Origin of the sequence: Clostridium kluyveri (assembly GCF_001902295.1) — a bacterium.
GTDB classification, from domain to species: domain Bacteria; phylum Bacillota; class Clostridia; order Clostridiales; family Clostridiaceae; genus Clostridium_B; species Clostridium_B kluyveri_B.
The window spans coordinates 46,889-62,579 of record NZ_CP018335.1 but is presented as its reverse complement, the minus strand read 5'-3'; the positions used below and the strand labels follow the sequence as shown (position 1 = coordinate 62,579).

34 protein-coding genes are annotated in these 15,691 nt (G+C 31.6%); 10 read left to right on the top strand and 24 right to left on the bottom strand.

Annotation, left to right across the window (positions count from 1 at the left end):
* Window positions 1–14: 14 nt before the first annotated feature.
* The 19 genes from BS101_RS00410 to BS101_RS00345 all read right to left on the bottom strand — a co-directional run bounded on the left by BS101_RS00410 (window position 15) and on the right by BS101_RS00345 (window position 6,462).
* Window positions 15–2,003 carry an AAA family ATPase gene (locus tag BS101_RS00410; RefSeq protein ID WP_073537054.1) on the bottom strand — a complete coding sequence of 663 codons (1,989 nt, stop codon included), beginning with the start codon at window positions 2,001–2,003 and terminating at the stop codon, window positions 15–17.
* Between the two features lie 10 nt (window positions 2,004–2,013).
* Entirely contained in the window at window positions 2,014–2,283 is a 270-nt protein-coding gene (locus BS101_RS00405) for a hypothetical protein (RefSeq protein ID WP_156875979.1), read from the bottom strand.
* 92 nt (window positions 2,284–2,375) lie between these two features.
* Window positions 2,376–2,645 (bottom strand): hypothetical protein, encoded by a 270-nt coding sequence (locus BS101_RS00400; protein ID WP_073537052.1) that lies wholly within the window; start codon window positions 2,643–2,645, stop codon window positions 2,376–2,378.
* Window positions 2,646–2,648: 3 nt separating this feature from the next.
* Window positions 2,649–2,798: a hypothetical protein gene (locus BS101_RS22530; protein ID WP_156875978.1), complete on the bottom strand. Its 150-nt coding sequence runs from the start codon at window positions 2,796–2,798 to the stop codon at window positions 2,649–2,651.
* The gene (locus tag BS101_RS22525; protein ID WP_156875977.1) at window positions 2,795–2,965 is read right to left on the bottom strand and encodes a hypothetical protein; all 171 of its coding nucleotides are present in this window, start codon (window positions 2,963–2,965) and stop codon (window positions 2,795–2,797) included. Before BS101_RS22525 ends, BS101_RS22530 begins: the two co-directional genes overlap by 4 nt.
* A gap of 14 nt (window positions 2,966–2,979) precedes the next feature.
* Window positions 2,980–3,129 (bottom strand): hypothetical protein, encoded by a 150-nt coding sequence (locus BS101_RS22520; RefSeq protein ID WP_156875976.1) that lies wholly within the window; start codon window positions 3,127–3,129, stop codon window positions 2,980–2,982.
* Window positions 3,130–3,378: a hypothetical protein gene (locus BS101_RS00395; protein ID WP_073537051.1), complete on the bottom strand. Its 249-nt coding sequence runs from the start codon at window positions 3,376–3,378 to the stop codon at window positions 3,130–3,132. It abuts the gene before it with no gap.
* Window positions 3,379–3,534: a hypothetical protein gene (locus tag BS101_RS23145; protein WP_198039539.1), complete on the bottom strand. Its 156-nt coding sequence runs from the start codon at window positions 3,532–3,534 to the stop codon at window positions 3,379–3,381.
* Window positions 3,524–3,691, bottom strand: coding sequence for a hypothetical protein (locus tag BS101_RS23140; protein ID WP_198039538.1), 168 nt, complete (start codon window positions 3,689–3,691; stop codon window positions 3,524–3,526). Before BS101_RS23140 ends, BS101_RS23145 begins: the two co-directional genes overlap by 11 nt.
* Entirely contained in the window at window positions 3,685–3,900 is a 216-nt protein-coding gene (locus BS101_RS00390) for a hypothetical protein (RefSeq protein WP_073537050.1), read from the bottom strand. The genes BS101_RS23140 and BS101_RS00390 overlap by 7 nt, the downstream gene beginning before the upstream one ends.
* The gene (locus BS101_RS00385; RefSeq protein WP_073537049.1) at window positions 3,893–4,075 is read right to left on the bottom strand and encodes a hypothetical protein; all 183 of its coding nucleotides are present in this window, start codon (window positions 4,073–4,075) and stop codon (window positions 3,893–3,895) included. Before BS101_RS00385 ends, BS101_RS00390 begins: the two co-directional genes overlap by 8 nt.
* A gap of 30 nt (window positions 4,076–4,105) precedes the next feature.
* The gene (locus tag BS101_RS00380) at window positions 4,106–4,315 is read right to left on the bottom strand and encodes a hypothetical protein (protein WP_073537048.1); all 210 of its coding nucleotides are present in this window, start codon (window positions 4,313–4,315) and stop codon (window positions 4,106–4,108) included.
* Window positions 4,316–4,332: 17 nt separating this feature from the next.
* Window positions 4,333–4,548, bottom strand: a complete 216-nt coding sequence (locus tag BS101_RS00375; RefSeq protein WP_073537047.1) for a hypothetical protein — start codon at window positions 4,546–4,548, stop codon at window positions 4,333–4,335.
* 2 nt (window positions 4,549–4,550) lie between these two features.
* Window positions 4,551–4,955: a hypothetical protein gene (locus tag BS101_RS00370; RefSeq protein WP_073537046.1), complete on the bottom strand. Its 405-nt coding sequence runs from the start codon at window positions 4,953–4,955 to the stop codon at window positions 4,551–4,553.
* A gap of 5 nt (window positions 4,956–4,960) precedes the next feature.
* Window positions 4,961–5,170: a hypothetical protein gene (locus tag BS101_RS00365; RefSeq protein ID WP_073537045.1), complete on the bottom strand. Its 210-nt coding sequence runs from the start codon at window positions 5,168–5,170 to the stop codon at window positions 4,961–4,963.
* 21 nt (window positions 5,171–5,191) lie between these two features.
* Window positions 5,192–5,449: a hypothetical protein gene (locus tag BS101_RS00360; RefSeq protein ID WP_073537044.1), complete on the bottom strand. Its 258-nt coding sequence runs from the start codon at window positions 5,447–5,449 to the stop codon at window positions 5,192–5,194.
* Between the two features lie 16 nt (window positions 5,450–5,465).
* A complete protein-coding gene (locus BS101_RS00355; RefSeq protein ID WP_073537043.1) occupies window positions 5,466–5,726 on the bottom strand; it encodes an excisionase in 261 nt (86 codons plus the stop codon).
* 15 nt (window positions 5,727–5,741) lie between these two features.
* Complete coding sequence (locus BS101_RS00350; RefSeq protein WP_073537042.1) at window positions 5,742–6,188, bottom strand: helix-turn-helix domain-containing protein; 447 nt, start codon at window positions 6,186–6,188, stop codon at window positions 5,742–5,744.
* A gap of 43 nt (window positions 6,189–6,231) precedes the next feature.
* A complete protein-coding gene (locus tag BS101_RS00345) occupies window positions 6,232–6,462 on the bottom strand; it encodes a helix-turn-helix domain-containing protein (protein ID WP_073537041.1) in 231 nt (76 codons plus the stop codon).
* Between the two features lie 165 nt (window positions 6,463–6,627).
* Here BS101_RS00345 and BS101_RS00340 point away from each other — a divergent pair, with 165 nt between their 5' ends.
* Window positions 6,628–6,936: a helix-turn-helix domain-containing protein gene (locus BS101_RS00340; RefSeq protein ID WP_073537040.1), complete on the top strand. Its 309-nt coding sequence runs from the start codon at window positions 6,628–6,630 to the stop codon at window positions 6,934–6,936.
* Between the two features lie 181 nt (window positions 6,937–7,117).
* On the opposite strand, the gene BS101_RS00330 is transcribed toward BS101_RS00340, so the two are convergent.
* Window positions 7,118–7,333 carry a helix-turn-helix domain-containing protein gene (locus tag BS101_RS00330; protein ID WP_073537038.1) on the bottom strand — a complete coding sequence of 72 codons (216 nt, stop codon included), beginning with the start codon at window positions 7,331–7,333 and terminating at the stop codon, window positions 7,118–7,120.
* A 140-nt stretch (window positions 7,334–7,473) separates the two neighbouring features.
* On the opposite strand from BS101_RS00330, the gene BS101_RS00325 reads away from it, so the two are divergent.
* The 5 genes from BS101_RS00325 to BS101_RS00305 all read left to right on the top strand — a co-directional run bounded on the left by BS101_RS00325 (window position 7,474) and on the right by BS101_RS00305 (window position 10,114).
* On the top strand, window positions 7,474–7,779 hold the full coding sequence (locus BS101_RS00325) for a hypothetical protein (RefSeq protein ID WP_073537037.1): 306 nt from the start codon (window positions 7,474–7,476) through the stop codon (window positions 7,777–7,779).
* A gap of 298 nt (window positions 7,780–8,077) precedes the next feature.
* Window positions 8,078–8,467 carry a helix-turn-helix domain-containing protein gene (locus BS101_RS00320; protein WP_083585614.1) on the top strand — a complete coding sequence of 130 codons (390 nt, stop codon included), beginning with the start codon at window positions 8,078–8,080 and terminating at the stop codon, window positions 8,465–8,467.
* A 312-nt stretch (window positions 8,468–8,779) separates the two neighbouring features.
* Complete coding sequence (locus tag BS101_RS00315; protein ID WP_073537036.1) at window positions 8,780–9,340, top strand: hypothetical protein; 561 nt, start codon at window positions 8,780–8,782, stop codon at window positions 9,338–9,340.
* Entirely contained in the window at window positions 9,333–9,686 is a 354-nt protein-coding gene (locus BS101_RS00310) for a hypothetical protein (RefSeq protein ID WP_073537035.1), read from the top strand. The genes BS101_RS00315 and BS101_RS00310 overlap by 8 nt, the downstream gene beginning before the upstream one ends.
* On the top strand, window positions 9,686–10,114 hold the full coding sequence (locus tag BS101_RS00305) for a protein-export chaperone SecB (RefSeq protein WP_073537034.1): 429 nt from the start codon (window positions 9,686–9,688) through the stop codon (window positions 10,112–10,114). The genes BS101_RS00310 and BS101_RS00305 overlap by 1 nt, the downstream gene beginning before the upstream one ends.
* A gap of 42 nt (window positions 10,115–10,156) precedes the next feature.
* Here BS101_RS00305 and BS101_RS23135 read toward each other — a convergent pair whose 3' ends face one another.
* Both BS101_RS23135 and BS101_RS00300 read right to left on the bottom strand, forming a co-directional pair.
* Complete coding sequence (locus BS101_RS23135; protein ID WP_198039537.1) at window positions 10,157–10,309, bottom strand: hypothetical protein; 153 nt, start codon at window positions 10,307–10,309, stop codon at window positions 10,157–10,159.
* A 64-nt stretch (window positions 10,310–10,373) separates the two neighbouring features.
* Complete coding sequence (locus BS101_RS00300) at window positions 10,374–10,625, bottom strand: helix-turn-helix domain-containing protein (protein ID WP_073537033.1); 252 nt, start codon at window positions 10,623–10,625, stop codon at window positions 10,374–10,376.
* 329 nt (window positions 10,626–10,954) lie between these two features.
* Between BS101_RS00300 and BS101_RS24130 the strand changes: the two genes are divergently transcribed.
* Both BS101_RS24130 and BS101_RS00295 read left to right on the top strand, forming a co-directional pair.
* A complete protein-coding gene (locus tag BS101_RS24130; RefSeq protein ID WP_278335256.1) occupies window positions 10,955–11,080 on the top strand; it encodes a hypothetical protein in 126 nt (41 codons plus the stop codon).
* A 56-nt stretch (window positions 11,081–11,136) separates the two neighbouring features.
* The gene (locus BS101_RS00295; RefSeq protein ID WP_073537032.1) at window positions 11,137–12,294 is read left to right on the top strand and encodes a tyrosine-type recombinase/integrase; all 1,158 of its coding nucleotides are present in this window, start codon (window positions 11,137–11,139) and stop codon (window positions 12,292–12,294) included.
* A 278-nt stretch (window positions 12,295–12,572) separates the two neighbouring features.
* Here BS101_RS00295 and BS101_RS00290 read toward each other — a convergent pair whose 3' ends face one another.
* Together BS101_RS00290 and BS101_RS00285 are read right to left on the bottom strand one after the other, a co-directional pair.
* Window positions 12,573–13,736: a tyrosine-type recombinase/integrase gene (locus BS101_RS00290; protein ID WP_073537031.1), complete on the bottom strand. Its 1,164-nt coding sequence runs from the start codon at window positions 13,734–13,736 to the stop codon at window positions 12,573–12,575.
* Between the two features lie 172 nt (window positions 13,737–13,908).
* Window positions 13,909–14,481: a helix-turn-helix domain-containing protein gene (locus tag BS101_RS00285; protein ID WP_073537030.1), complete on the bottom strand. Its 573-nt coding sequence runs from the start codon at window positions 14,479–14,481 to the stop codon at window positions 13,909–13,911.
* Between the two features lie 176 nt (window positions 14,482–14,657).
* Between BS101_RS00285 and BS101_RS00280 the strand changes: the two genes are divergently transcribed.
* Window positions 14,658–14,867: a helix-turn-helix domain-containing protein gene (locus tag BS101_RS00280; protein ID WP_073537029.1), complete on the top strand. Its 210-nt coding sequence runs from the start codon at window positions 14,658–14,660 to the stop codon at window positions 14,865–14,867.
* Between the two features lie 4 nt (window positions 14,868–14,871).
* A complete protein-coding gene (locus tag BS101_RS00275) occupies window positions 14,872–15,669 on the top strand; it encodes an antA/AntB antirepressor family protein (protein ID WP_073537028.1) in 798 nt (265 codons plus the stop codon).
* Window positions 15,670–15,691: the final 22 nt, after the last annotated feature.

Here is a 15,691-nt window from a genome sequence, read left to right as displayed (position 1 = left end):
CCCTTATTCTCAATTTAACTTGCAAGCTGCTTTTCCTCCACAAGTTCACCATTTTCAATTCTTAATTTTTTATCTGACTTGCTTACCACTAGATTGACTACTTGACTCTCTACATCTATAAGTTTTGTGGTGCTTTCCCTGTTATCTATAAATATTGGTGCATTAATTCCGTAGTGCTGAGACAAGGTGTTTATAATATCTATACCGGCATTAATTCTGGCACCTGAATTCAAGTTCGTAGAAAATGGAACTCCATCTACAAGGGGTTCACAGCCCTCTTCAATCCCTCCATTAACCAAGGTTTTAAAGAATCTGAACTTAACATATTTGAATTTAGAATTAATACTTGATTCCATAAGTTCAACCTTGGTTTTTATGAATTCATCACACAGAGATTCTTTTTTATCCAAGTTGGCAATCTGCTGGCTTAGCTCTTTTTCTTTGTTCAAAAGTTCCTCAATCCTGGCATTTGTTCTATCATTCATTTCCCTGTATCCCAGCTTGTAGTTGACCTCCTCAAGTTCTTTTTCTATACTTTCTTTTCTCTCTTTAAGTTCTCTTATCTGGGTATCCCGTTCCACTGGTTTTGAGAGTTCCATTTCAAGGTCTTCCACCTGTTTTAATATCTCCTGATATTCCATATTACTATCAAGGTCTATGGTCACCTTGAAGTTATCTATTTCAGATTGAAGTTTATCTTTTTCATTATTGAGCTTTTCCAGAGAATCCCTAGCATTTTTCAGGGCAGTTTCATTATTCAATACTCTCTCTTTATACTTTTCAAGTTCATTAGATTTTTCTAAACCTTGAGCTTTTATACTTTTCAAGATTTTGGACTTATTCTGTTTAAAGTTCCCCTCCATCTCTTGCCTGTGGCTTTCAATATCCTCCTCGTCAAAAGGACGGTGGCAGGTAGGACATATACGTGCATCTTCTGGAAGTTCAAAAACTTTTGCATCTTCCTCATACCACTTGTCCCTTAAATTCTTAACTTCTACTTCTAAGTTGCTGGCTATTTTAAGGTTGTTGTTTTTCTCCATTTCAAGGGATTTAATATCAAACTTGAGTTCAGCTATTTCCCCATTCAAGCTGCTTATATCCTGGGCTATTTTATCTCTTCCACTTTCGGCCTTTTCAACTTCCTCATGTTCAATATCTTTTAATTTGGATTTAAGTCCATAAAGTTTATCTTTCTTCATAAATAGTTCATCATCAAGTTTTGTCTTATCAAGGAGCTGCTCCTCCACACTTTTCATTCCTGCAACTATTCCACGTTTTCTAAACTCCAAGGCTTTAAAGTCAATATCTTCTTTTCTTATACTTTTTCTAAGTTCGTCAACTCTAGGAGGTATTGACTCCTTGTCCTTGATCAATTTCTTTCTTGATGCATTTATGCTTTTTTTAAGTTCATCTATATCCTTGTTTACAAGAAGTTCTTCCAGAGGTTTCAATTTTCCCTTTGAATCAATAACATTCTGATCTGTAATTTCACCTATCATTCCCATGAGTATATTTTTTCTTTCCTGCCATGTCATTTTAGTTGAGAAATGCATTGGATTTGTCAGGAGCTTAAATATATCCTCCTGGATGATTTCATTTATTTTCTTCTTATACTCTTTCTCTTTCTTGGGTACATCATCAATATAGTAAGAAGCAGTGGCACCCTGAAACTCTGATTCAGTTTTTCCCTTTGGTTTAACCCACTTTTCTTTCAAGAGTTTCCTTAACAACATGTTCACACCATTTATCTCAAGTACTGCTTCCACTTCCGTATCAACCCTATGAACTACTTTATTGTCCCCATCAAGTGGTTGTACATCAAATTTGCTTATATCCTGGCTGTCTTTGTTAAACAAAAGCCATGTAAAGGCATCAAATATCGTAGTCTTTCCTGTGGCATTGTCACCGTAGATGTTGGTTATGTTTGAAAAATCTATTGTTAAGTCCTTGATACCTTTGAAATTCTTAAGAGTCAGTTTTTCTAAAACTATTGTTTTACTCATGTTCTACCTCCTAATCACAATAAGTCCTATTACAATGTGGACAACCTGTTATAAGTTCTTTACCGGCCTTTTCAGTGGATATCCCTGTTTTAAAATCAGCCTTTTCTAAATCAACTCTTATTCCATCACCAAATTCATCACGCTTCCAGCCAATTTGTTCGTAGATATTTTGATTACAACACCAGCATTTTCCTGAACTTGGTGCAAAATGTGGATAGTCTTTATCTTCACATAATTTTGCTTGAGCCTCTATAGATTCATTAATATCAAATTTTGCCATTTTAATTCCTCCCATATTTGATTTTTCCCCCATTCTGCGGTAGAATGGGGATAACGAAGTTTTAATTTTGTGCCCTTTGGCGAGGGCTTTTTTTATTTCTCTGGCATTTCAAAAATATAATACTCATAATTGTATTGTTCTTCTGGTTGATTAATAAACATTCTATTATGTTCTATCAATTCAACATGTTTTTGTATTGCATCCAATACCTTAACTGCTTTTTCTTCGCTCTCATACTTTCCAATACAAATACCCGATTTTGGGATTTGGCCTGGCAATTCACTAACGAAAATTCTAGTATCACAAATATCCAGCATCCCAACATTTACAAGTCTTTTCCTGTTCTGGCTTCTAATCCACATATTCTATCCCTCCATAAATATTTTTACTTCCTCATCCGTCAGTGCATCAATATCTTTAAAAGTCTCTCCAGATAACGGATCGTAAAGTTCCCCGTTGTTATCCAGTTCGCACTCTCTAAGTTTCTTTACTGTAAGTGCATCCATGTTACTCACCTTCTTTCCTTATAATCTGGACAGTCGATTGGGCTTCCTAATGCTGCTGATATATCCCCTTCCCAAAATTCACTTTCTATGTCACAGTAGCATAAGTCTGCTGGGTAATTTTTATAATAGTCATATTCCAGGTTGTCCTTTAAATGGTTACAGGTGTTACAATTCACTTTCTTTCCACCTCCTAACCCTTCTTAATCTCCAACGGCTTGCACACATCCTCCTGACACTTAACCTTTTCCACGCAAACTTCCGCAAGTTGAATACCTTCTCTTAAAAGTTCCCTAAGCTTCTTGTTTTCTTTCTGCAGCTTCATAAACTCCTTATCTCGCATCTATTGGCCTCCCTTAGAATTTAGATTCTTCAAATACTCCATTAAGTCCGGCATTGTACCAACAAACTCGGCAACCATATGTTTCTTTGGAGTATCTTCAGCTACAGTTTCACCTTCGCTTTTACAAAAGTTCTGTAATCCAACTAAATCTGTCACAACCTTAATGTAAATAGTCCTCTCTGTAGGTATCAGAGCTTTTTTAGCAAGTTTTCCATACTGGTCTATCAAGCACTGTAAATATCCATTCATTTAATTTTCATCCTCCTTATTATTTGCATCTGGTCCCTCTCCAAATAGTTCAGCACATAATTTACTATCAGGCATAAAAAATTCACAAGCACCTCCAGTAATAGTACATGCCCATCCATGCCATTCATCTGTTACCCTTGCACAACTACAACTCATTCCTCTTCCTCCTCTCCCTTTCCTCAACCAGCCTGTTATAAGCTGCCTGATGGATTTCCTTATCCTTCTCTCTGATGTCGTACTTCAATTGCCATTCAAGAGCCGCAATCTGTTTGTCCAACTTTATGTTGTCCTCTGGGATTATTACATTTAGCATTTAGCTTCCTCCTTCCCAACTTTCTCTTCCAGCCAATTATCAAATGCGTTATTATGTTCTCCGTTAAAGTCAAAATCTGCTTTTATGCCTTTCTCTTTCCAAAATTCATCCCACATATCTTCAAGCCACGCCATATATTGGTATCCCCTTACCTTGCTTGGGTCTGTACCTGTGGCTTTTAAATATGCTCTGTATCTCTGGTTAAACATCTTCATCCTCCCTTCCATCACTTTCTATCGGTATACTCATCTTGTCTTCCAGTAACTTGATTTGGCTATCTGTAATAACCACTGTAACGTGTGGGTTATAGTTATCTCTGATATAATCCACTACAGGTTTACATACTTTTTCCAATGATTTCATGCTTCCGTTTAATTTACTCATTTACTTTCCTCCTCCTCTCCCTCTCCATACCTAATACCACTCACAATTCTTTGTAATGTGTAGCCACACACCATCAATCAAAGTCACCTTCAAATACCCCTTCATTTTTTGCACTTTTACCGGTTTATGCTTCTCTGGATATTCCCATGCATCATAAAACTTTTTACAGAATCTTGTGAACAGGTCCTTGTCTGCATTACTTAATTTGTTAAATCCTTTAACTTCCTCGGCATTAAACATTTACTTTACCTCCCTTCCTAAATTTTCAAATACCATTGTCCGTTTTTGATTATCTCTGCTAGTTGCTCATTCTTGAAGCAAAGACTTAAATTATACATGATACATGAAAACATCATATAGCCATCAAATATATTTTTTAGCCCTTCTTTCTGTATTAAAGGGTGCTCCACCTTAACCTTTATGTCTGGATTGTACTTTATAGATTCCAATAATACCTCGTTAAAATCATTCATCCTTAATCCTCCTTTATATACCATTTGCCCTCTAAAATGACTTCTCTCAATTCTGCTGTACCCAAAACATTAGATAAGAGATATAACAAATGATCTATTGAGTTCCAATGTGTTGTATCTCCATAGTCACTCAGGAATCTTTCTGGTTGTATAATCTCATGCTCAACTTTAACCCATTTCCCACTCTCTAAAGCTTCCATAAAAGTTACTGGTTTCTGAACTAATTCCCATTTTCCTTCTATATCAATAATTATTTCATCTCCATGAGCGTTCCTACTAACTAACCAACCTCTATCGTTTAATTTAAGAAAAACAACTCCATCCACATCCGTATACTGTTTAAACTCCAATTTATGATTTTTCTCCAACATTTGTATTGCTTCTGATAAACTATAAGTCTTTGCCATCCTTCTTACCTCCTTCTCCTCCTACATGGTCGTTCCATATTCTTCAATTCCTCTGAATATTCATCTAGGGGTAAATTCCCTAAATTATTAGTATAGTAATCAATATTTTCATGCGGGTAACATAGTTCCTGAATAATAGTTTGAGCCAATTCCTTGCGTGTTACCTGTGCTCCTGCAAATACACTATTTTTAACTGTCAACGTGTATTTTGCCAACTTAGATCATCCTTTCGTTTTTTATTTTTGCTTCCCAACATAGTACAAAAACACTTTTTCAATTTCTTTTATGTTTTCTTCTATGTCTCCAGAGCAGTTGACTATGCCTGAAAAAGCTTCTGTCCTGACTTTTGCATTTCCAACACCTCTTAAAACATCTGGATTTACACCAAAACTCATAAAATCCTTTTCTAGCTGCTTTTCTAAGTTATTGACCTTTAAACACACTAAATTTAAATTCCTTAGCTTTTGTTTTATATTCTGCGGCATTTCAAGCATGTTTTTCGCTCCTTTCCTATAAAGCTCTGTTTTCTTCTGCAACTCTCTCTAACCATAAATCTAGCTTCTTTTTATTCACTAAAATCTTAACGCCATTTCTAAAGTACGGAAAATCAGAATTTTCAGCGTACACAAGCTCCATTAGTTTGTTCCGCCCTATCCCTGAGTACTCCTTACATTCATCTAGTGTTAACGTGGGCTTGCTAATTTCATTTAAAGCTTCCTTTATAGCATCCTTAATTATTTCTTTGAAATTAACATTCTGCGGCATTTCCATGGTTGTCCCTCCTTTCTATTCAGATTTTTGTTTTGCAAATTTAAAAGCATAAATTGCTTCAACCACATCATTAAGTTCTTTAGCTATTCTTTCAAAATCACATTCTTCATCCTTGCTTACTTTTCCGTCAGAGCAAATCCTAATAAGTAGTTTTTCACAATTGATGTAGTCTCCTACTTGTGTCTGTAAATTCAAAATAGCAGTTGATAAATCTGTGATTTCAATATGAGGTAAATACTTTTGCCCTACCTCTGCACTCGTCTTTAGATGTTGATATGCCAAATACTGTGTGTTGTAAATTTCTATCATCTTGATAACCACTTTGTCTGGAGGTATTCTCTTGCCACCTTCATAGGCCCTAAGGCTATCCACAGATATGTCCATTAACTCTGATGATTTTTCTTGGGTAAAACCTGCACTTTCCCTCGCTATTTGGTAGATATTTCTGTACTCTTGTACCATTTATTTCACCTTCTTTTGGTAGTAGAATTAATGTATGAAGTATTTACACTACTTCTTTTTGATTTCGTGGGATGTGATTACTAATTTTCAGTTGAATGTCCACTCCTAAGCCATTGGCTATCTTATTCAAAGTTTCAATTGTAGGAGTGGCTCTATGGTTCTCTATATTGCTAATATGTTTTTGACTTACTCCTGATCTTAAAGAAAGTTCATCCATTGTTATTTTGTTTTTTATTCTTATGGAAGTAAGTTCATCAACTATTTCTCTGAGCATTTTTAATACCTCCTAGTCATTAATTTAATATAATCTTATTACTTTAAGGTAATAACGTCAAGTACTTTTTTATACCCATAGGTAATATTTTTTATATAACTTGAATTATGTAAAAATAAAATATATTATATAATTACCTAAAGGTTATAAAGGGAGTCTTTAATTATGTTTGATATTGGCGGTCGAATTCGTGAATTACGTAAATTAAATAAATTAACTACCAAAGAACTTGGGTGTAAAATGGATGTTCACCAAAGTTTCATTTCGGGATTAGAAAATAATACCAAGAAATGTTCTATGGATAATTTATTTAAGTTATGTAATATATTCCATATTACTATCCCTGAATTTTTTAATGACGATTCAGAACATGTAGTTCTTACTTCTGAACTCAAAGAACTTTTAAACAGTGCAAAAGATTTAACTCCTTCCCAACTTGAAGCTCTTAAGATCTTTATAGATAGTTTCAAGTAAGGGAGGTGATTCTGTGAAACGTGTTTATGCTAACTTGTTAGGTAAATGGACTGATATAACTGAATCTGGTTTATTACATCAAAGGAGACCTTTAACGTATGTTGATGAAGAAATACAGGATATGTCCGAATATGATTACATTAATGTAGCATATAACGGAAAAAACTATCGTATTCATCCATCACACGACCTCCTTTACTCCATCCGATTCCAGCAATTTGCTTATTGATACTTCTAAGCTTTTAGCTATTTTTCTAACTGTGTTTACTGTTGGGTTTGTTTGTTTATTATTTACAATGTCATAAAGTTGTCCAGCTGAAACTTTACTTTTTTTCATAACTTGATATATTGTCATGTTTTTACTTTCAGCTATTTTTTTTATGTTATCTCCTAGCATATTTTTCGCTTCCTTCCGTTGTATTGATATAACACTTTTCGTATGGTAAAATTTATATAGATTTAACAGGATAAAGAAATATGCTGAGCTACATGGCAACATGTAGAAGTAATGAATAAAAAGTCATTACGATAACAAGTATGAGTGCAGCTCTTGCTAATAATGTAGTAGCATTACCAAAATTAAACCCTGTACCTAACGGACTTAACGCATTTACTCAAATTACTAAAATAACAAATGACAATTTGGTAAAGGGAGTGGTTTCACCAGTAGCAGGAATTAAAAAAATGATGGGATATTCACCAAATAATGCATCAACTCAGGTCGTTGGTAGTTTACTGCCCATTCATAAAGCAATTTATGAAATCGAATCGGGTAAATTCATAGGAACTCCTACATGGACAATTATGAGCCAAGCTATGGGAATTCATCTTTGTGTACCATAGAAGGTGCAACGCATAGATAGTGAGGAATGATACCAATAACCTATCCACGAACACCCGATATCCTGTTAAATCTTTTTATACTTGCTTTCTTAAATTTTTATATCGTTTTTTACTACATATTTCGTTATTTCTATAATACGATTATTTAACGTAATAATCAATTTTTATATTTCGTTAAATAATCATATCAAGTGAATATATCTCTAATTTTCTCAATATTTCCACCATTATCTTGACATTACGAAATATTTTGTATATTATGTAGATATAACGAAATATATTTCATAGAGGTTTAAAAATGTTTAATAAATATAAAATCATAAAAATAATAGATGCTAAAGGTTGGTCTAAATACAAGTTAGCAAAAGAATCTGGATTGGCTCATTCTACATTGCATGATATATTGAGTGGCAAAAATGCAGGTCCAACAATTAGAACACTCCAAAAACTTGCTAACGCTTTAGATGTATCAGTAAATGATTTTTTTGATGAAGATGAAAACATTACTGTAAAAGAACCTACAGATAAATATAACCCCACTAAAAAAGATTCCTCTGAAATGGATGAAGTAGACAAATTAGAACAAGAATTTGAAGAACTAAAGGATAAAATGAAAAACATTTCTCCGAGCAAAAGAAAGAAAATCTTAAAGATGATAGAACTTTTTGAAGAGGATGAAGATGAATAATAGCTTAGAATAGTAAAAAACTATCCTAAGCTATTGTTTTTTATGCATTTTTAAGAATGGTTACGATTTCATGGCAAAGTTTGCTATATATTAACTTTGCCATTTGCATTATTTAAATATATAATATTAGTTACAATAAGATAAATATATACACAATAAGATAAATATAGGTACATCAAAATAAATATAACATATTAGTAAAAGACTTATATTATTCAAGAAAGCATTGAGGACAAGCATTTATGAACTACAAGTTATGGTTTGTATAAATTTAAATAAATTGGTAATGATTTCAGATAGGATTGAATATACATGGATAATGAAAAAAGAACTTTTATTGGATACCATGGAACCGATTATGAAGGAGCTCAGTGCATATTAAAATTTAAGAATTTTAATCTTAGTAGTAACGATAATGAATGGTTGGGCACTGGGATATATTTTTTTATAGATAAAAATAAAAATAAAGCAATTACTAATGCACATAAATGGACAAAAAATTATAAGCATTTTAAATTTTATAGAATATTAAAATCTGTTATAACTATTGATAGCAACAAAATATTAGATTTTGATAATGAAATCTTGAGAGATTTATACCATGAATATAGACATAAAAAGGTAGAAGATACTAAAAAAAGAGGCATAGACATAGAAACAAATAAAATTAAATTTGATTGCCAGGTAATTAATGATATTTGTGATACACTTGGATTTTTAGCATCAAAGCAACAGAGATATATATCTGTTTTAGAAGATAAGGGAGTCCCTAACTCTGAAATACCAAATTGTACTATATTATGTGCTAGGAATAATAACTTGATAGACAAAAATTCTATAAAAGTTCAAAAAGGAGGATCAAATTATGGATAAAAATGAAATGCTAAAAATATTATTAGATAAACTAGAATCTATGACTGATGATGAGGTAATTAAACATTATGAAGAAGATGGTATAAGAGTTACCAATTATGCACCTGGCAGTATCGGAAAAGTTTGCTTATATGATTATGATTTGGACGATGACGCTAGAGAACCTATATTTTGCGGGTGCATAACTAATTCTGAAACTGTAAATGAAAAATTTTCAGGAGCAGTTTCACAATCTGGAAATATGCTTTTTTTTGAAACTATTAAGTCAACAGAATTAAATAAATTATTAGAACTTGAAAGCTATGACGTTTATTATATTTATAATAAGGAAGAGGATGCTGCATAATGGAAAATGTACAAGCTGGTACTGATAAATGTAAATTAAAATTGCATAAAATATATGTTCCAAATATTTCATTTAACAGAAGCGATAATTATTCTGAAAAAAATTCAAAATTTCAGGTCAAAGTTGGATATGAAACTGCACATTCTGAAAATAATTCAAAAACTAAAGTTACTATTAAAATAGAAATAGCTGATAAAAAAGATGATGCACTGACCATTAATGTATCATTGTGCGGTATTTTTAGTATGGAGCCTAACGACAAAGAAAATGAAAAATTCTTTATAAAACAATCTTTAGCAATATTATTCCCATATTTAAGAAGCTTAGTTACAAACATAACAGTTCAAGCAGAAATCCCTCCAATAGTTCTACCTCCTATTAATTTTAATGCTCTAATCGATAAACAATCTAACAATGAGCAAAGCTAGAAAAAATAAAGCCTTTTATATTATTTAGGCTTTATTTTTTATTTAGAAATCATTTTTTTCTTTTTCAGATAGCCATTTGTATAATAACTGGTTTATTAAATTACTCAAACTTTGATTTTCCCCATCTCTAACAAGCTCTATTCTAACAGCCTTTTTCAAATCAGGTTCTAAGTATATTGTCGTCTTTTCATTCATAAACAACACCTCATCCCAATTTTAAAGAATGGAGGTAAAACATCATACCGTTATGACGTCATGATTAAGGTATGATATAATAAGATTTATAATAATAGCATTTAGGATTACAGTAGCCCCCATAGCAACCTCCTAATAATCTTATAGGGCATACCTGGAGGGCATATCCTACTCTAACAAGTATATCTAATCCTGGATTCTTTTTTATATTGTTTTCCAATTGGTTTAAATAACTATATGAACAATTTGCTTGAATGGCAAGACTTCTTAAATCAATATTTTTGTCTTCTCTGTATTGTTTTATAAAAAGCATCATTTTTAATTATTTCCCACCTTTGTTTTGACATTTATTACATAGTACAATATATTAAATGTCGAAACAAATATTAAAATGCTGGAAAACTTCAAATATTGACATACGATTGTCCTAAATTACGCTGCCCGCAAACAAGAATCGGGTTATAATATAGGCAATAAAAGGTGCACTGTTTAAATTTAATAATAAAGGAGGCCTCTCAGATAGTGAGGGAAACTTTAAGAAAAGTGGATATGCTAACAATTTTATGGTAATATGGTAGTAACGAATTAGAACGGATGTTCTGTACAAAAGGCATATTATTAATAAAAGGCAAGGGGGAACTAAGTATGGAAGGAGAATTTAATAACAGAGAATTAGCACTACAAAATAAAATAGAAAAACTAACTGAAAAAAATAGGCGATTGAAAAGGTTACTGAAAAAGATTTATCACACTTTAAAGAATAATGATTAATCAAAGGGGCTTTAAGGCTCCTTTCAGTATAATTTTATGTTTAAGGAGGATTTTAAATGGCAAGAAAAACTAATACTAAAATTAATGGTTCTGAATATTACAGAGTTACAGCCGTAGTAGGACGTGACGGGAATGGAAAAGTAATACGAAAACAATTCTATGGGAAAACAAAAAAAGAGGCTGAAGACAAGAAAGATGAATATTTAAATGGTATAAAGAATGGACTTGCTGTAAATTTTCAAGATGTAGGTTTTGGAAATTTAATGCATCTGTGGTTATTTGAAGTAATGAAAGATCAATTGAAACCATCTACTTTTGAAAGATACGAAGGAATATATAGAAATTATATTAAAAATAATAATATCTATGGTGTTAAAATTTGCAATTTGCAAAGTATACAACTTCAAAGATATTATAATAAATTGTACAAGTCAGGTAAAAGCAGTAATGTCATTAAAAATCTCAATAAATTACTGAGAGAATTTTTAAATTATGCTGTAGATGAGGGCTATATTGCTAAGAATCCCTGTTATAGATTATCTATCCCTGGTAAAAAAGACGTACAAAAACGAGAAATACAAGTCTTTACAGATGATGAGATTATAAAATTTAAAGATTCCTTAAATAATAATCGACTGAAAGCCTTATTTTTACTTGATCTCGGTACAGGATTGAGGCAAGGAGAATTACTGGCTTTAAAATGGTACAATATTGACATGGATAAAATGGAGCTCCACGTAAAAACATCTCTCAAAAAAGTTAGCATGATAGAATCTGATAATGTTAGAACATATAAAACTATAGAGCAAACTCCTAAATCACAAAGTAGCATAAGAACTGTTCCAATACCTTCAAAATTAATCCCTGCATTAAAAAGGCATAAAATACAACAGAAAGAAGAAAAATTACTTGCTGGCGACTCATATATTGATAACAATTATGTTTTTGCAACATCAACAGGAGGCACTATAGATTCAAGAAATTTGATTAGAGCTTATTCACGTGCTTTAAAAAAGGCTAATATTCCTTATCGTAATTTTCACTGTTTGAGACATACATACGCAACTAAACTATTTGAGCGTAATAATAGATTAGAAACTGTTCAAAGACTTCTTGGCCATAGTCGTAGTTCTATAACAGCTGATATATATACTCACGTTATGCCTAAGCAAAAAATGGATACTGTGGAGACATTAAATGACTTATTTGTTTAACACATTTTTAACACATTAGTTATATATACATATCAATATTTATTATATTTTATAGTCAAATAAATACATTAAATTAAGTACTATCAACAGATATGCAAAATTATCTGAAGTTATTTTTTGTATGTGGTCGTTCCAGCGTGCCGGGGGTTCAAGTCCTCTCTGATGCACCAGAAACCGTTGGAAACACTAAGTTTCAACGGTTATTATTTTGTCTTTAAATTAAATTTTACCCCTTTTTTTACCCCTTATAGATTTTTATAAAATAAAAAAATAGAGGGTTATTTTTCCCTCATACTTGAATATAAATCATTCAATTTTGATACTGCCTTTACTTTCATATCAGCTAATACATGAGTATATGTATCTAAAGTTATGGAAATATTACCATGTCCGAGTAACTCCTGTACTGTTTTAGGATTTTCACCTAATTCAAATAATCTAGTGGCAAAGGTATGTCTTAAATCGTGAAATCTCCTATCTGGAAGGCCAATGCTTTCAAGTATTTTCTTTAACTTTTTACGAACATTGCTGCTATCCAAATGCTTGCCAAACTCATTACAGAACACGAGGTTATTATCTTCATATAAATTAGCTAATTTGAATTTCAATTTCTTTTGCTGTAATTTGTACTGTTTTAATTTAGGTATTAAATGTTCTGGTATAGGTACTACTCTAATAGCATTGATGGTTTTAGGTGTCTGGGTAATACTTTCATATGTCCCGCTATCAATATTCCTGATGCTTTTAAAAGACTTATTCACTCTAATACATGAATTATTAAAATCTATATCCTTCCAGGTAAGAGCAAATAATTCTCCTTGCCTTAGTCCAGTATCAATGGCGGTAAGAAAAAGCATCTCCAAAGGCTCTCCTTCTATGGCCTTGATAAATTTCATTTGTTCATCTATAGTAAATGGCCTTACATCATTAATTTTATTCAATTTCTTTTGCTCATTGTCCTGTGGTAATACTATGGCTCTTGAAAAGTCTTTTACAATTTTATTACTATCATAGGCGTATCTGATTGCAGGAGCTATTAACTTATGAAGGTTCTTTATGGCTGCTATACTTTTCCCCGCTGCCACCAGCTTTTTATAATAGTCCTGTATATCTAATGGGGTTAAGTCCTTTAATTTAATATCATATATAGGACTGTCATCAATATAATTTCTGAATACACTGTCATACCTCTCTCTAGTAGAGGGCTTTTTGTTTACTAGATGTGTATTATACAGCCATTCCTTTATAAAGGCTCCAAAGTATTCTCTATTATCAGTAATACCATTATCAAGCTCATTTACAGCACTTTTTATTTTAGTATTAAGCTCCTTAACAGTGGTGCCATACATGTCTTTAGGCTTTTTTAAATTCTTATGTCTTAACCTGTAAAAGTAGTATTCCTTGCCATTGATTTTTCTTTTTCTGTATGTAGTTTTAGCCATAGCTTTTCTCCTTCCAAAATGAATTATGTGCAGTGTGCAAGATGTGCAAGTGTATTTTTTATTTTTGTTTTTTTATCTGTACTATGTGTACTATCTGTACTAATTGAGTATTTTCAAGGGTTTAAAGGCAGTACAGATTGAATTTATAACAGTACACATTCTGTACTTTAGATTAATTATCATTAGAATTAGTGTTATTAATGGCGTTTCTATTTCTATCTTCCATAAATTTAATTTCCAATCTAATTTGTTCTCTTATCTTATCATATAAGTAAGTGATATCAATATTATTTACATCATATTTCATACTTTTTAATAGTTCTTCAAATATGAGTCTGGGATTATTCTCATGTAAAAGTAATCTGTATTTATTATATATGGCCATTATTTCATCTGGTAGAACTTCATCACCAGATTTAATTCTATCCATTATGTCACTTAAGTCTTTGGCACCAGGAAATACTTTATGGTAATGCTCCAGATTGTGAACATAAGTTGATTTATTTTTTTTAGGATCTACTCTGTTAATAAAAAAATTATTTACCGCCTCATGGTTACCTAAAAAGGCACTAGTTGGTGTATTAAGGGCTTTCGATATTTTATTTAATGCACTTAAAGATGGCTCTTTATCTCCACGTTCAACTTGATATAAATATGATGTACTGAGCTTTGTATGATCAGCTAGTTGCTTTATAGACATTTTTGCAGATTCTCTTATATCTTTTATAAGTTTCGTATTAATCATGACTTCAACCTCCAATATTATTATACATTATAATTACAAAAATTGCACCTATAGTATAATAGTATGAAAAATAAAGTATACGATACATAATTAAATATAACCACCAATTATCGCGGTATTTGCCCATTGCACTAATATCATAAAATAGTATACTATAAGTGTAAAGAGGTGGTGAAATGAAATATTCAAAATTAAAAATTAAAAGAATAGAAAAAAGAATATCGGTATTTACAATTTCAAAAGACATAGGAATATCAGAATCATACTACTATCAAATAGAAAATGGAAGTAAATATCCAAGTGTTAAAGTAATGAAAAAAATTTGCAAACAACTTGACATAGATCCAAAAGAACTATTTTTCAATGATGAAGAAAAGGAGGGATAAAGTAATGAAAAAATTTACAATGAGTTTTTTAAAGAATAATTTAGGAATGAATGAAACTGATACTAAGTTAGTTATAGAGGCACAAAGAAAATTTCCATCAATAATGATTGAAGATAGAGAAGGAGCTTGTGTTAACGCTAGGACGTTATGGGAAGAATTAGCGAAACCTCACAGGGAATTTAATAAATGGATAGAACGAAAATTGTTAAATCAAAATTATAAGGAAAATGAAGATTTTTCTAAGGTCGACAGATTTGTCGAGGTTGGAAATTTAAAAAGGCCACAAGTTGATTATACCCTAACCCTTAATTGTGCTAAGAAAATTGCAATGAGAGAAAATACAGTTTATGGAGATTTAGTTTGTGATTATTTCATTAAGTTAGAGAAAGCCACTAAAGACGGTATTGAATGGGAAAAATTAAGATTTCCTCAAAAACAGGGATATAAGGAAATGTGTAAAGTTATTGATGCTAATTACTTAGAAAATCACCCAGATGTTAAAAAAGCTCCAAATTATGTATATAGCAATGAAGCAAATATGATAAATAGAGCTTTATTGGGATATAGTGCTAAGAAACTAAAAACTATTTTAGAGGTAGATCAGAAGGATGCAACTAGAGATAACTTACAGTTGGAGTGTAATAAAGCTCTATTAGAGTTACAGATATTAAATGGCAGTTTGATTTTAAACAACATGGATTATAAATCTAGGAAAGTAATGATTAAGAATACTTGTAAGATTAGATTTACAAATTTAAGAAATAGATTTAATAAGGTATTTGCTAAAGACATAGCGGCTTAATTTTAAAAAGGAGATGGGGTAA

Excerpts from the sequence above, each read along its gene's own strand:
- BS101_RS00410 (WP_073537054.1), bottom strand. The coding sequence starts at position 2,003 with ATGAGTAAAACAATAGTTTTAGAAAAACTGACTCTTAAGAATTTCAAA.
- BS101_RS00405 (WP_156875979.1), bottom strand. The coding sequence starts at position 2,283 with ATGGCAAAATTTGATATTAATGAATCTATAGAGGCTCAAGCAAAATTA.
- BS101_RS00400 (WP_073537052.1), bottom strand. The coding sequence starts at position 2,645 with ATGTGGATTAGAAGCCAGAACAGGAAAAGACTTGTAAATGTTGGGATG.
- BS101_RS22520 (WP_156875976.1), bottom strand. The coding sequence starts at position 3,129 with ATGCGAGATAAGGAGTTTATGAAGCTGCAGAAAGAAAACAAGAAGCTT.
- BS101_RS00395 (WP_073537051.1), bottom strand. The coding sequence starts at position 3,378 with ATGAATGGATATTTACAGTGCTTGATAGACCAGTATGGAAAACTTGCT.
- BS101_RS23145 (WP_198039539.1), bottom strand. The coding sequence starts at position 3,534 with ATGAGTTGTAGTTGTGCAAGGGTAACAGATGAATGGCATGGATGGGCA.
- BS101_RS23140 (WP_198039538.1), bottom strand. The coding sequence starts at position 3,691 with ATGCTAAATGTAATAATCCCAGAGGACAACATAAAGTTGGACAAACAG.
- BS101_RS00390 (WP_073537050.1), bottom strand. The coding sequence starts at position 3,900 with ATGTTTAACCAGAGATACAGAGCATATTTAAAAGCCACAGGTACAGAC.
- BS101_RS00385 (WP_073537049.1), bottom strand. The coding sequence starts at position 4,075 with ATGAGTAAATTAAACGGAAGCATGAAATCATTGGAAAAAGTATGTAAA.
- BS101_RS00380 (WP_073537048.1), bottom strand. The coding sequence starts at position 4,315 with ATGTTTAATGCCGAGGAAGTTAAAGGATTTAACAAATTAAGTAATGCA.
- BS101_RS00375 (WP_073537047.1), bottom strand. The coding sequence starts at position 4,548 with ATGAATGATTTTAACGAGGTATTATTGGAATCTATAAAGTACAATCCA.
- BS101_RS00370 (WP_073537046.1), bottom strand. The coding sequence starts at position 4,955 with ATGGCAAAGACTTATAGTTTATCAGAAGCAATACAAATGTTGGAGAAA.
- BS101_RS00360 (WP_073537044.1), bottom strand. The coding sequence starts at position 5,449 with ATGCTTGAAATGCCGCAGAATATAAAACAAAAGCTAAGGAATTTAAAT.
- BS101_RS00355 (WP_073537043.1), bottom strand. The coding sequence starts at position 5,726 with ATGGAAATGCCGCAGAATGTTAATTTCAAAGAAATAATTAAGGATGCT.
- BS101_RS00350 (WP_073537042.1), bottom strand. The coding sequence starts at position 6,188 with ATGGTACAAGAGTACAGAAATATCTACCAAATAGCGAGGGAAAGTGCA.
- BS101_RS00345 (WP_073537041.1), bottom strand. The coding sequence starts at position 6,462 with ATGCTCAGAGAAATAGTTGATGAACTTACTTCCATAAGAATAAAAAAC.
- BS101_RS00340 (WP_073537040.1), top strand. The coding sequence starts at position 6,628 with ATGTTTGATATTGGCGGTCGAATTCGTGAATTACGTAAATTAAATAAA.
- BS101_RS00330 (WP_073537038.1), bottom strand. The coding sequence starts at position 7,333 with ATGCTAGGAGATAACATAAAAAAAATAGCTGAAAGTAAAAACATGACA.
- BS101_RS00325 (WP_073537037.1), top strand. The coding sequence starts at position 7,474 with ATGAGTGCAGCTCTTGCTAATAATGTAGTAGCATTACCAAAATTAAAC.
- BS101_RS00320 (WP_083585614.1), top strand. The coding sequence starts at position 8,078 with ATGTTTAATAAATATAAAATCATAAAAATAATAGATGCTAAAGGTTGG.
- BS101_RS00315 (WP_073537036.1), top strand. The coding sequence starts at position 8,780 with ATGGATAATGAAAAAAGAACTTTTATTGGATACCATGGAACCGATTAT.
- BS101_RS00310 (WP_073537035.1), top strand. The coding sequence starts at position 9,333 with ATGGATAAAAATGAAATGCTAAAAATATTATTAGATAAACTAGAATCT.
- BS101_RS00305 (WP_073537034.1), top strand. The coding sequence starts at position 9,686 with ATGGAAAATGTACAAGCTGGTACTGATAAATGTAAATTAAAATTGCAT.
- BS101_RS23135 (WP_198039537.1), bottom strand. The coding sequence starts at position 10,309 with ATGAATGAAAAGACGACAATATACTTAGAACCTGATTTGAAAAAGGCT.
- BS101_RS00300 (WP_073537033.1), bottom strand. The coding sequence starts at position 10,625 with ATGATGCTTTTTATAAAACAATACAGAGAAGACAAAAATATTGATTTA.
- BS101_RS24130 (WP_278335256.1), top strand. The coding sequence starts at position 10,955 with ATGGAAGGAGAATTTAATAACAGAGAATTAGCACTACAAAATAAAATA.
- BS101_RS00295 (WP_073537032.1), top strand. The coding sequence starts at position 11,137 with ATGGCAAGAAAAACTAATACTAAAATTAATGGTTCTGAATATTACAGA.
- BS101_RS00290 (WP_073537031.1), bottom strand. The coding sequence starts at position 13,736 with ATGGCTAAAACTACATACAGAAAAAGAAAAATCAATGGCAAGGAATAC.
- BS101_RS00285 (WP_073537030.1), bottom strand. The coding sequence starts at position 14,481 with ATGATTAATACGAAACTTATAAAAGATATAAGAGAATCTGCAAAAATG.
- BS101_RS00280 (WP_073537029.1), top strand. The coding sequence starts at position 14,658 with ATGAAATATTCAAAATTAAAAATTAAAAGAATAGAAAAAAGAATATCG.
- BS101_RS00275 (WP_073537028.1), top strand. The coding sequence starts at position 14,872 with ATGAAAAAATTTACAATGAGTTTTTTAAAGAATAATTTAGGAATGAAT.